The sequence below is a fragment of the Ensifer sp. EB106-03-01-XG145 genome, assembly GCF_058792075.1.
Window position 1 is genome coordinate 282363 of sequence record NZ_JBYTEC010000005.1, and the last position, 11381, is coordinate 293743.

Here is an 11381-nt window from a genome sequence, read left to right on the forward strand (position 1 = left end):
AGAGATGACTTGAGCCTTCGCACGAAAGCGATAGTTTGATGACGGCGAGCCTATCGAAATGGCGGATTATCCATGGCGAAGGAAATAGAACGCAAGTTTCTGGTCGCGTCCGACGGGTGGCGAGAGCATGCGGACAAGGGCATCGACCTCAGGCAAGCCTATGTCGTCACCATGGACGACCGCTCGCTGCGCGTGCGCATCCACGGCAACAAGTGGGCGCGCCTCACCATCAAGATCGGCAAGTCGGCGCTGGTCAGAAACGAATATGAATACGATGTACCTATGGACGACGCCCGCGAGATGCTGACGCAGGCGGTCGGCATCGTCATCGAGAAACGACGATATCGCGTGCCGTACAGGGGCTTCGTCTGGGAAGTGGATGTCTACGAAGGCGCGCTCAAGGGCCTGGTCGTCGCCGAAGTGGAGATGAAGCGCGAGACCGACTTGCCGGCGCTGCCCAATTGGATCGGCCGCGAAGTCACCGGCGACCGCCGCTACTCCAATCAGGCACTTGCCACAGAGGGGCTGATGGAACCCCAATCATGACCTACGCCTTCCGGCCCGGACGGCCGTTCACCAACGATTTCCGCGCCATTGCCGCCGAACAACTCACGCAGGCGGTCATGACCCTCGAAGACCGCCCTGATGGCCTCCACGAGGCCATCCATGAGGCCCGCAAGAACTTCAAGCGTCTGCGTTCGCTCTATCGGCTCGTCGCCGCCGACGCGCCGCAATTCCAGAAGCACGAAAACACGCGCATTCGCGACATGGCCCGCAATCTCTCAACCGTCCGCGATGCGGCAGCGCTGGTGGAAAACGCTCAATACCTGAGGTCATCGGCTGCCAGCATCGAACAGGAGAAGGCTCTCACCCACATTTGCAAGCGGCTGGAGAAACGCCGCGACCGCATCGCTGCCTGCGAGACCGACATCGAGGACCGCGTTGCCGCAACCATCGTCACTTGTGAACACGCCCTGCAGGCACTGGCCCATGTCTCTTTTGACGATCGTCGCCGCAGAACCGCCGCCCGACTGACGAAAGGCTGGCAGCAGACGCTCAAGCGCGCCGCCCGCGCCAAGGAAGCCTGCGGCTCGAGCACCGAAGCCGGCGCCTTCCACGAGTTGCGCAAGCGGGCGCAGGACTACCGCATGCATCTGGGACTTATGCGCGACACCTGGCCGTCTGCTATCCAGGCCAAGCGCAGCGAGGCCAAGATGCTGGTCGACACGCTCGGCCACCTCAACGATCTCTCCGTCATGATCCAGTTGATCAACGAAGATCCGGCGCTGGCCGGCAACAGCCAGGACCAGGCCCATCTCATCGCCGCCGTCATTGCCCGGCAGGAAACCTTGCGAGACGACGCGTTGACACTGGCAGCTACGGTCTTCCAGGAGCAGCCCGCCGAAGAGAGCCGGACGATCCGTCTGCTCTGGCTCGACGCCGCGCGCTAGCACAGCCACCCCGGCGTATCCGCCCAAGGCGCGACAGAGTGCCCCTCTCGCCTGCCGCGATTGCGCTCGCGGCGCGAAAGCTGTATTTGCACCGGCCATGACCGACATTTCCACCACCCCGCGCCCTGAGACCCATGGTGAGACCCACGGCCAGTTTCTGGTCGCCGCGCTCTATCATTTCGCAAGCTTCCCGCGCTTCGCCGAATTCCGCGAACCGCTGCAGGCCGTCTGCGACGAGAACGGCGTCAAGGGCACATTGCTCATCGCCCATGAGGGCATCAACGGCACGATCGCCGGCACGGATGCCGGCATCGCCACGGTGCTTGCCTTCCTGCGCGCGCAGCCGGAGCTTGTCGCATTGGAGCACAAGGAAAGCCGCGCGTCCTCGATGCCGTTTCTGCGCATGAAGGTGCGGCTGAAAAAGGAAATCGTCACCATGGGTGTCGAGAACATCGACCCCAACAAGATCGTTGGTACCTACGTCGATGCGAAAGACTGGAACGCGCTGATCTCCGATCCCGAGACGATCGTCATCGACACGCGAAACGACTACGAGACGGCGATCGGCATCTTCAAGGGCGCGGTCGATCCGCAGACCAAGACCTTCCGCGAGTTCCCGGACTGGGTGCGCAACCACACCGGCCTGCACAACAAGCCGAAGATCGCCATGTACTGCACCGGCGGCATCCGCTGCGAGAAGGCGACCGCCTTCATGAAGGAACAGGGCTTCGACGAGGTCTACCACCTCAAGGGCGGCATCCTGAAGTATCTCGAGGAAGTGCCGCAGGAAGAGAGCCTCTGGGAGGGCGCCTGCTTCGTCTTCGACGATCGCGTCTCCGTTACCCATGGTCTGGAAGAAGGCGAGCACACGCTCTGCCATGCCTGCCGCCAGCCGCTGACCAAGGCCGATCTCCTCTCGCCGCACCACGAGGACGGCGTTTCCTGCATTCATTGCCACGAGGTCCGCACAGACGAGGACCGCGAACGCTACCGCCAGCGCCAGAAGCAGATCGAGCTTGCGAAGAAGCGCGGCGAACGCCACCTCGGTAGCTGAACGGCGGTTTCGCCCCTCATCCGCGCGGTGAGGGAGGCCCCTCATCCGCCTGCCGGCACCTTCTCCCCGCAAGCGGGCGAAGGGAGATCTGGCGCCGTCTCATCACAGATCAGGCTCCGGCATTTGGGCCGCCGCTTTCAAGCAGGTCCCGACCGGCAGCGAAGGTTCCAGCACGACGGCCGCTGTCGGGCACGTCCCCTCGCCCCGCCTGCGGGGAGAGGGCTAGGGTGAGGGGCAACCCTGCTGCTGCAGCTACCCCGGCAGCGCCTCGCATTCATCCAGCGCCAACGCGCTGCGGTCCCATTCATGCCGGCTGCGGGTGAATATCGCATCGGTCGGCTGGAACACTGAGGGATCGTCGAGCGTACCGGCATAGATCGACCAGCGCCAATCGTCAGGCGGTCCGGAGCCGAAGACCTGGCTGCCGCAGGTTTCGCAGAAATAGCGGACCGACACATTGCCGTTTTCGGCGCGTGTTTCGTAGCCGCGGCAGGTGCCTGACATTACCACGTTCGCGCGATCGAAGATCATGTAGCAGCAATGGCCGGTTCCGGTGGTGCGCTGGCAATCGCGGCAATGGCAGAAGCCGGAATAGAGGGGTTGCCCCTTCGCCTCGTAGCGGATTGCGCCGCAGAGACAGCCGCCTTTCATCACACTCATGTCGTCTCCTCCTCGAAGCGTCGGGAGGATAACCGCGCGGAACGCACGGTCAAAGCAAAACCGCGCGCCGGAATGCGGCGCGCGGTTGCTGTTTCGATCAGAAGCTTACCAGCTCGGGATCAGCGCGCCCTTGAAGGTGTCGTTGATGAAGGCCTTCACCTTTTCGTCGTGATAGGATTCGACCAGCGTCTTCACCCACGGCGCATCCTTGTCGGCCTTGCGCACGGCGATGACGTTGGCATAGGGCGACTTCTCGCCTTCGATCGCGATCGCGTCCTTCTTCGGGTGCAGGCCGGCTTCCATCGCGTAGTTGGTGTTGATGACGGCCGCATCGACGTCCTGCAGCGAGCGCGGCAGCTGGGCGGCATCAAGCTCGGCGAAGGTGATGTTCTTCGGGTTCTCGGTGATGTCGGCAGGCGTGACCTTCAGGCCGGCCTCTTCCTTGACCTTGATCAGGCCCTTGGAGGCGAGAACCAGCAGCGCGCGGCCGCCATTGGTCGGGTCGTTCGGGATGGCGATCGTCGCGCCGTCCTGGAGTTCGTCGAGGCTCTTCACCTTCTGCGAATAGACACCCATCGGCGTGGTAATCGTGGTGCCGACGCTGACGATCTCGAAGCCGCGATCGGCGATCTGGTTGTCGAGATAGGGCTGGTGCTGGAACGAGTTGGCGTTGAGATCGCCATCGGCCAGAGCCTGGTTCGGAACGACGTAGTCGGAGAATTCGAGGATCTCGATGTCGAGGCCCTTGGGTGCCGCGACTTCCTTCACCTTCTCCATGATCTGGGCATGCTCGCCCGGCGTGACGCCGACCTTGATGGTCTCGGCAAGCGCCGTGCCGGCGGTAAGAGCGGCAATCGCTGCCGCGATGATAAGCTTCTTCATGGATGTCTCCTTGTTCACGTTCAGTCTTGGGAGGAAATCAGGTCTTGCGGTTTTTCTTGTCGAAGCGCCGCGCCAGGCCGTCGCCGGCACTCTGGACGAGTTGCACCAGCACGATCAGCACGATGACAACGACGAGCATTACGTCGGGCATGAAGCGCTGGTAGCCGTAGCGGATGCCGAGGTCGCCGAGCCCGCCGCCGCCGACGGCCCCGACCATCGCCGAATAGCCGATGAGACTGACGGCGGTCATGGTGAGCGCCAACGTCAGAGCCGGACGCGCTTCGGCAAGCAGCACCTTGAAGACGATCTGCATCGGGGTGGCGCCCATGGCGCGCGCCGCCTCGATCAGCCCCTTGTCGATCTCGCGGATCGCCGCTTCCACCAGACGCGCGACGAAGGGGATCGTCGCGATCGTCAAAGGCACGATCGCCGCCTTGGTGCCGATCGAGGTGCCGGTCAAAAGCCGGGTAAAGGGAATGATCGCGACGACCAGGATGATGAAGGGCGTCGAGCGCGTGGCGTTGACGATCAGCCCGACGATGCGGTTGAGCGTCGGCGCCGGGAAGAGCTCGCCCTTGCCGCTGGTCGCGAGGAAGATGCCGATCGGCAGGCCGATCAGCGAGCCGATGAGGCCAGCGACGGCAACCATGTAGATGGTGTCGACGGTGGCACCACCGATGCGCAGGAGAATATCAGGCGACATAACCGAGCACCTCCGTTACCAGACCGTTTTCGGTGAAGAAGCGTTCGGCGCGACCGGATGTCTCGGCATCGGCGCCATAGGCAACGACCAGCGAGCCATAGGGCGCGCCGCCGATCTCGTCGATCGTGCCGGCGATGATGTTGACCTCGGCGCCAACCGATTTGATCAACTGAGAGATCAGCGGCCTTTCGGCCGCCGCACCAAAGAAGGTGAGCCGCACGACGGCACGGTCTCCAGGTGCGGGCTGGGCTTTGAGCGCCCGGGCCACCGCGTCCGGAAGCTTGGAGCCCGGCAAGCCCGAAAGCAGCGCGCGCGTCGTCTCGTGTTTCGGATGCGTGAAGACGTCGAAGGTGTGGCCGCGCTCGACGATGCGGCCGTGATCGATGACGGCAACATCCGAGGTCACCGCCTTCACCACTTCCATCTCATGGGTGATGAGCAGCACGGTCAGGCCAAGCTCGGCATTGATCCGCTTCAACAGGTCCAGGATCGACTGTGTCGTCTCCGGGTCGAGGGCCGAGGTCGCTTCGTCGGAGAGCAGCAGCTTCGGCTCGGTCGCAAGCGCGCGGGCGATGCCGATTCGCTGCTTCTGGCCACCGGAGAGTTCGGCCGGGTAGCGCCCGTGCTTGTCGGCAAGGCCGACGAGATCAAGCAGCGGCCGCACGCGCTGATCGATCGCGCGCTTGTCCATGCCTGATATCTCGAGCGGCAGCGCGATATTGCCGAAAACGGTGCGCGAGGAGAGCAGGTTGAAATGCTGGAAGATCATGCCGACGTTGCGGCGAAGCGTGCGCAGCGCCGCATCGTCGAGCCCGCCGACATCGACGCCGTCGACCAGCACCTTGCCGCCGCTCGGCTTCTCCAGGCCGTTAACGAGGCGGATCAGCGTCGATTTGCCGGCGCCGGAGCGACCGATGATGCCGGTGATCGAGCCACGGTCGACCGTCAGCGAGACATTGTCGAGCGCGGTGAAGGCGCCGCTTTGGCCGGAGGCGGGGAAATGCTTGGAAACGCCGTCGAAGACGACGGCTGCGTCAGCCGGTGACGTGGCTTTCAAGGCGGAAACGCTCATCGTTCGGAGATCCCCGAAAGAGGCGCAGTCGGAATGTGCGGATACATTAGGTGCTCTCGGATGTTCAAAACTCGTGATCCCGGCAAAGTCGGGATGGAAGGCGCGTCCGGTCAGGCCGACATTCGACAACGCATTCGGAACAGGGAGCACTTCTCTAGCATCAAGAAACCAGTCAGTTCAACTTTGGCGCCGCATGGCCCGCATGCGACATAATCTACGGCTCTTATGGAGAATTGTCCGGGCGTTTCACAGGCATGATTTTCCGCAATAGGAAGGAGATCGGCAAAACCATGCTCTTTTGCTGCACTGGGTGCCGCATCCCGCAGATCGCCATCTTGGAAATCCTTGTTTGAACGGACTGCACCCGACCGCATTTCATGCTAACGGGCAGGAACAGGGTTACGAGGTAAGAAATGCGCATCGTCTTGACCGGAAGCTCGGGCCGCATCGGCCGGGCGATCTATAACGCGCTCGCCGCAGACCATGATGTCATCGGCATCGACCGCACGCCTTTCGGCACGACCGCGATAGTTGGCGATCTCGTCGACGGCGAATTGCTGGAGCGGGCCATGGAGGGGGCGGATGCCGTGATCCATACGGCAGCACTGCATGCGCCGCATGTGGACATGCTCGCCGACCAGGAATTCGAACGCGTCAATGTGATGGGCACGCATCTGGTGATCGCTGCCGCCCAGGCGACGGGTGTCGGCCGTATCGTCTTTACCAGCACGACGGCTCTTTACGGCCACGCGGTCACCGCCGGAGGCTGCGCCTGGATCACCGAGGAGACACCGCCAAAGCCGCACACCATTTATCACCACACCAAGCTTGCGGCCGAAGCCCTACTTGAAAATGCTGCCGACCGTGCCCTGCATGTGCGGGTATTGCGCATGTCGCGCTGTTTCCCGGAGGCGGCCGACCGCGTCGCGAGCTATCGCTTGCACCGTGGCATCGATGTGCGCGACGTTGCGGCGGCGCATGCGGCGGCACTCGACAACGGCGGCCCTTTCTTCCAGCGTTACATCATCTCTGGCGAAACGCCGCTGCTTCCGACCGATTGCCGCCGTCTGGCAGAGGACGCCGCAAGCCTGTTGCGCGAACGCGCGCCAAAACTGTCGCAGGCTTTTGCGGATCGCGGCTGGCCGCTGCCCGCCACGATCGACCGGGTCTACGACCCGAGCGCCGCAATCGAGAAGCTCGATTGGAAGCCGCGCTACGGTTTCAAGGAAGTGCTGGCCCAGCTCGACCGGCAGAGCCTCGAGGTCCTGCCGGTCCGGTGGTGATCTTGGGGTAACGCAAATCCGGGAGAACCGTTTCGCGTTCTTCCCGGAGTTGTGCTTGATGCGGGTCGGCTGAAACCACGCGCCCAATTGTCAGGCGTGGTTGCCCTTCGGGAACTCTTCGGCGAGCGCCTGGTACCAGTGACCACTCTTCTTGATGGTGCGCACCTGGGTATCGTAGTCGACATGGACGATGCCGAAACGCATCTTGTAGCCTTCGGCCCATTCGAAATTGTCCATCAGGCTCCAGGCGAAGTAGCCGCGCATCGGGTAACCCTCGGCAATCAGGTCGGCCGTGACAGACAGATGGTCGGCGATGTAGTCGAGTCGCGGCTGGTCGTCGACGATGCCGTTTTCGACACCCATGTTGTAGCAGGCGCCGTTCTCGGTGATGTAGCAGTCGGGCAGCTGGTAGGTCGCGTTGAGCGTCCTGACCAGGCTACCGAGCGCCGGTGCGTAGACCTCCCAGCCGATATCCGTCTTGGTCTCGCTCACCGCCTTGGCGTTGATCGTCGCCGGGTACTCCGCACTCTTCGCCGGGTCGGCGCTGACCCGCATCGGCGTGTAGTAGTTGAGCCCCCACCAGTCGAGCGGCCGGGAGATCGTCTCCATGTCGCCGTCTTCGATCGTGGGCATGCGGTGGCCGAGCGCGCTCATGAAGCTCTCGGGGTATTCGCCTCTAAAGATGGGGCCGAAGAAGACACCATTGTGGAAGTCGAAGGCCCGTTCGGCCGCTGCCATGTCGGCCTTGCGGTCGCTGCCGGGATACACGGAGTGCGCATTGATGACGATGCCGGCAGGCAGGTTCGGCCGCTCCGAGCGGATGGCATCGACGCCGAGCCCGTGCGCCAGATTGGTGAAGTGCAGCGCGTGAAGGGCTGCATCCATGTTGCGCTCGCCCGGCGCATGGATGCCGTAGAGATGGCTCAGCCACACCGAACACCACGGCTCGTTGAAGGTCGCAACCGCGTCGAGACGATCGCCGAGACGGGCGATCACCGTCTTGGCGTAACGCTGGAAGGCGTAGGCCGTCGTGCGCGCCGTCCAGCCTCCCTCGCCCATCAGCGCCAGCGGCAGATCCCAATGGTAGAGCGTGGCGAATGCCCTAATGTTGCGGGCCTTAAGCCCGTCGACGAGACGGTCGTAGAAATCGAGCCCCTTTTCGTTGATCGGGCCGGTGCCTTCCGGAATGATGCGCGGCCAGGCGATCGAGAAGCGGTAAGCCTCGACGCCGAGGCTCTTGATCAGGTCCAGATCCTCGTCCAGCCGGTTGTAGTGGTCGCAGGCGACATCGCCATTGTGCCGCCCGAAGACACGGCCCGGCATGTTGGAAAACGCGTCCCAGATCGACGGCTTCCGCCCATCGGCCTTGGTGGCACCTTCGATCTGGAAGGAGGCGGTCGCCACCCCGAATACGAAGTCGCCCGGGAAGCGCTGGGCCAGGATCTTGGGATCGGTCATCTCTCTGCCTCGTCTTGTTCCGGCCCCGCCGGAAACGGGACCATGTTGCTTTCTTTTGTTTCGCGGCCGACCTAAAGCCGTGTTGGCAAATGTCAACTCGCGAAAAAGGGCGGGAATGCCCCGCCCTTTCGCCGGTTCTTGTGCTCCGCTACACCTTTACCCACGCACCATTTCGTTTGGATGACTGGACGCAAGCGTCGACGAAGACCATGCCCTTCATGCCGTCATCGATGGTCGGGTAGGTGACGGCGGCATCGACCTTCTCGCCCTTGCGCTTGGCGAAGATGGCGCGCGCCGCTTCCGTGTAGATATTGGCAAAGCCTTCGAGGTAACCTTCCGGATGACCGGACGGAATCCGGCTGACGCGGTTTGCCGCAGCACCCGCCCCGGCACCCGCCCGGGTGAGCAGTCGCTTCGGCTCGCCGAACGGCGTGTGCCAGAGATAGTTCGGGTCCTTCTGCGTCCATTCGAGCCCGCCCTTGGTGCCGTAGACGCGCACCATCAGGCCGTTCTCGTGGCCGGGCGCGACCTGGCTGCACCAGAGCAGCCCCTTGGCCCGCTCACCGTCCTTCGCCTTGAAGCGCATCATCACATGCGCATTGTCGTCGAGCTGACGACCAGGAACGAAGCTGTCGAGATCGGCCGAAAGCTCCTCCAGTTCGAGACCGGAGACGAAGGCGCCGAGATTATAGGCGTGCGTGCCGATATCGCCGGTCGAGCCGCCGGCGCCCGAGCGCGCCGGATCGGTGCGCCAGGCCGCCTGCTTCTGGCCGGACTGCTCGATATTTTCGGTCAGCCAGTCCTGCGGATATTCCATCTGCACCAGCCGCACCGCGCCGATCTCGCCATTGGCGACCATCTCGCGCGCCTGGCGGACCATCGGATAGCCGGTGTAGTTGTGCGTCAGTACGAACAAGGTATCGCTGTCCTCGGCCGCCTTCTTCAGCTTCTTGGCGTCGGCAAGCGTCGAGGTCAGCGGCTTGTCGCAGATCACGTGGATGCCGCGCTTCAGAAACTCCTTGGCAGCGGCGTAGTGAACGTGGTTCGGCGTGACGATCGCCACCGCCTCGATGCCGTCCTTCAGCTTGGCTTCGCGGATCGCCATCTGCTTGAAGTCGGAATAGACGCGCGACGGGTCGAGCCCGAGCTCGCGGCCCGAGCTTTCCGCCTTTTCCGGCGTCGACGACAAGGCGCCCGCCACCAGTTCAAAGTGATCGTCGAGCCGTGCCGCCATACGATGCACTGCGCCGATAAAGGCGCCGGAGCCGCCGCCCACCATGCCGAGCCGGATGCGGCGCTCGCGCTTCTCGCTCGTTCCTTCGATTGCCATTTGGATTCTCCCCTGTTTCCGTTCGTGTGTTGTGTTGTTTGTCGCGGCTTTCGCCCCCCGTCCGCGCGGTGAGGGAAGCGCCCCTCATCCGCCTGCCGGCACCTTCTCCCCGCAGGCGGGGAGAAGGGACTGGATGCGCCCGCCAGGCCCCAAGCAACTCTCTCTGAGAGCGCTGCAGGTTCAACCGCGGCCACAGTCCGCGTCCCCTCTCCCTGCAAGCGGGGAGAGGGTTAGGGTGAGGGGCAAACGCTACCTCAGATCCCCAGCATGCGCCGGTTGGCGGCCTCGTCCGTGCCCGCTCCGGCGAAATCGTCGAAGGCTTTTTCGGTGACGCGGATGATGTGGTGCTTGACGAAGTCGGCACCCTCGCGCGCACCATCCTCGGGATGCTTCAGCGCGCATTCCCATTCGACCACGGCCCAGCCGGAGAAATCATTGGCCGCCATCCTGGAAAACACCGCGCCGAAATCCACCTGGCCGTCGCCGAGCGAGCGGAACCGTCCGGCCCGGTTGACCCAGCCCTGATAGCCGCCATAGACGCCCTGGCGTCCGGTCGGATTGAACTCCGCATCCTTGACGTGGAACATCCGGATGCGGTCCTTGTAGATGTCGATGTTGTCGAGATAATCGAGGCACTGCAGCACATAGTGCGAGGGGTCATAGAGCATGCAGGCGCGGGCGTGGTTGCCGGTGCGCTCCAGAAACATCTCGTAGGTGATGCCGTCGTGCAGGTCCTCGCCCGGATGGATCTCATAGCAGATGTCGACGCCGTTTTCCTCGGCATGGTCGAGGATCGGTTTCCAGCGCTTCGCCAGTTCGTCAAACGCGGTTTCGACGAGGCCGGCCGGGCGCTGCGGCCAAGGATACACGAAGGGCCAGGCGAGCGCACCGGAAAAGCTCGCCATCGCATTCAGCCCGAGGTTCTTCGAGGCGGTCAGCGCCAGCTTCACCTGTTCCACCGCCCAGGCCTGCCGCGCTTTCGCATTGCCGCGCACCTCGGGTGCGGCAAAGCCGTCGAAGGCCTCGTCATAGGCCGGGTGCACGGCGACGAGCTGGCCCTGCAGATGGGTCGAAAGCTCGGTCACCTCGACACCGTTGTCGCGGGCCGTGCCGGCGAATTCGTCGCAATAGGTCTTCGAGGTCGCTGCCTTCTGAAGATCGATCAGCCGCGCGTCCCAGCTCGGGACCTGCACGCCTTTGTAGCCGCAATCGGCCGCCCATTTGGTGATCGCGTCCCAGGAATTGAACGGTGCCGCATCGCCGGCAAATTGCGCAAGAAAGAGCCCTGGCCCCTTGATGGTCTTCATCCCGATTTTCCTCCCGATGAAACGGCCATTGATGATGTCGGCCTGTCCGGTCAGTCGGCGACAAGGAGGTACAATGGCACCTTGTTTTCGCCACAACTGGCGGACCTGAAACGTTGCAGGCGCCAAAGCTAGCAGATTTTCAACCGGGGGCAACTGGCGAGGGCACAGATTCCCGAGAGAT

Annotated in this window: 11 protein-coding genes; 4 read left to right on the top strand and 7 right to left on the bottom strand. The window is 63.3% G+C overall.

The genetic code is table 11. The features are described from left to right. The first annotated feature begins 72 nt into the window (after positions 1-72). From AC3WWH_RS15680 to trhO, 3 genes are all read left to right on the top strand, one after another. The gene (locus tag AC3WWH_RS15680) at positions 73-546 is read left to right on the top strand and encodes a CYTH domain-containing protein (RefSeq protein ID WP_058325274.1); all 474 of its coding nucleotides are present in this window, start codon (positions 73-75) and stop codon (positions 544-546) included. Continuing rightward, complete coding sequence (locus AC3WWH_RS15685) at positions 543-1451, top strand: CHAD domain-containing protein (RefSeq protein ID WP_058325275.1); 909 nt, start codon at positions 543-545, stop codon at positions 1449-1451. The genes AC3WWH_RS15680 and AC3WWH_RS15685 overlap by 4 nt, the downstream gene beginning before the upstream one ends. A gap of 97 nt (positions 1452-1548) precedes the next feature. After that, a complete protein-coding gene (trhO, locus tag AC3WWH_RS15690) occupies positions 1549-2505 on the top strand; it encodes an oxygen-dependent tRNA uridine(34) hydroxylase TrhO (protein WP_058325276.1) in 957 nt (318 codons plus the stop codon). 252 nt (positions 2506-2757) lie between these two features. Here the strand turns inward: trhO and AC3WWH_RS15695 are convergent, their stop codons facing one another. From AC3WWH_RS15695 to AC3WWH_RS15710, 4 genes are all read right to left on the bottom strand, one after another. Further along, on the bottom strand, positions 2758-3165 hold the full coding sequence (locus AC3WWH_RS15695) for a GFA family protein (protein WP_063891571.1): 408 nt from the start codon (positions 3163-3165) through the stop codon (positions 2758-2760). Positions 3166-3270: 105 nt separating this feature from the next. Next, positions 3271-4047 carry a MetQ/NlpA family ABC transporter substrate-binding protein gene (locus AC3WWH_RS15700; RefSeq protein WP_058325277.1) on the bottom strand — a complete coding sequence of 259 codons (777 nt, stop codon included), beginning with the start codon at positions 4045-4047 and terminating at the stop codon, positions 3271-3273. Between the two features lie 37 nt (positions 4048-4084). Next, entirely contained in the window at positions 4085-4750 is a 666-nt protein-coding gene (locus AC3WWH_RS15705; RefSeq protein ID WP_057254555.1) for a methionine ABC transporter permease, read from the bottom strand. Continuing rightward, complete coding sequence (locus AC3WWH_RS15710; RefSeq protein WP_058325278.1) at positions 4740-5822, bottom strand: methionine ABC transporter ATP-binding protein; 1083 nt, start codon at positions 5820-5822, stop codon at positions 4740-4742. Before AC3WWH_RS15710 ends, AC3WWH_RS15705 begins: the two co-directional genes overlap by 11 nt. Before the next feature lie 413 nt (positions 5823-6235). Here AC3WWH_RS15710 and AC3WWH_RS15715 point away from each other — a divergent pair, with 413 nt between their 5' ends. Then, positions 6236-7105 (top strand): NAD-dependent epimerase/dehydratase family protein, encoded by an 870-nt coding sequence (locus AC3WWH_RS15715; RefSeq protein ID WP_057254553.1) that lies wholly within the window; start codon positions 6236-6238, stop codon positions 7103-7105. A gap of 90 nt (positions 7106-7195) precedes the next feature. On the opposite strand, the gene AC3WWH_RS15720 is transcribed toward AC3WWH_RS15715, so the two are convergent. The 3 genes from AC3WWH_RS15720 to AC3WWH_RS15730 form a co-directional block, all read right to left on the bottom strand. Beyond that, positions 7196-8563, bottom strand: a complete 1368-nt coding sequence (locus tag AC3WWH_RS15720) for a GH1 family beta-glucosidase (RefSeq protein WP_058325279.1) — start codon at positions 8561-8563, stop codon at positions 7196-7198. Between the two features lie 148 nt (positions 8564-8711). Continuing rightward, positions 8712-9893 carry a Gfo/Idh/MocA family protein gene (locus tag AC3WWH_RS15725; RefSeq protein WP_058325280.1) on the bottom strand — a complete coding sequence of 394 codons (1182 nt, stop codon included), beginning with the start codon at positions 9891-9893 and terminating at the stop codon, positions 8712-8714. A 254-nt stretch (positions 9894-10147) separates the two neighbouring features. Continuing rightward, positions 10148-11200, bottom strand: coding sequence for a sugar phosphate isomerase/epimerase family protein (locus AC3WWH_RS15730; RefSeq protein WP_058325281.1), 1053 nt, complete (start codon positions 11198-11200; stop codon positions 10148-10150). Positions 11201-11381: the final 181 nt, after the last annotated feature.

What these genes read in the sequence shown, in the direction of transcription:
- AC3WWH_RS15680 (WP_058325274.1), top strand. Translation starts at nt 73, where the DNA reads ATGGCGAAGGAAATAGAACGCAAGTTTCTGGTCGCGTCCGACGGGTGG.
- AC3WWH_RS15685 (WP_058325275.1), top strand. Translation starts at nt 543, where the DNA reads ATGACCTACGCCTTCCGGCCCGGACGGCCGTTCACCAACGATTTCCGC.
- trhO (WP_058325276.1), top strand. Translation starts at nt 1,549, where the DNA reads ATGACCGACATTTCCACCACCCCGCGCCCTGAGACCCATGGTGAGACC.
- AC3WWH_RS15695 (WP_063891571.1), bottom strand. Translation starts at nt 3,165, where the DNA reads ATGAGTGTGATGAAAGGCGGCTGTCTCTGCGGCGCAATCCGCTACGAG.
- AC3WWH_RS15700 (WP_058325277.1), bottom strand. Translation starts at nt 4,047, where the DNA reads ATGAAGAAGCTTATCATCGCGGCAGCGATTGCCGCTCTTACCGCCGGC.
- AC3WWH_RS15705 (WP_057254555.1), bottom strand. Translation starts at nt 4,750, where the DNA reads ATGTCGCCTGATATTCTCCTGCGCATCGGTGGTGCCACCGTCGACACC.
- AC3WWH_RS15710 (WP_058325278.1), bottom strand. Translation starts at nt 5,822, where the DNA reads ATGAGCGTTTCCGCCTTGAAAGCCACGTCACCGGCTGACGCAGCCGTC.
- AC3WWH_RS15715 (WP_057254553.1), top strand. Translation starts at nt 6,236, where the DNA reads ATGCGCATCGTCTTGACCGGAAGCTCGGGCCGCATCGGCCGGGCGATC.
- AC3WWH_RS15720 (WP_058325279.1), bottom strand. Translation starts at nt 8,563, where the DNA reads ATGACCGATCCCAAGATCCTGGCCCAGCGCTTCCCGGGCGACTTCGTA.
- AC3WWH_RS15725 (WP_058325280.1), bottom strand. Translation starts at nt 9,893, where the DNA reads ATGGCAATCGAAGGAACGAGCGAGAAGCGCGAGCGCCGCATCCGGCTC.
- AC3WWH_RS15730 (WP_058325281.1), bottom strand. Translation starts at nt 11,200, where the DNA reads ATGAAGACCATCAAGGGGCCAGGGCTCTTTCTTGCGCAATTTGCCGGC.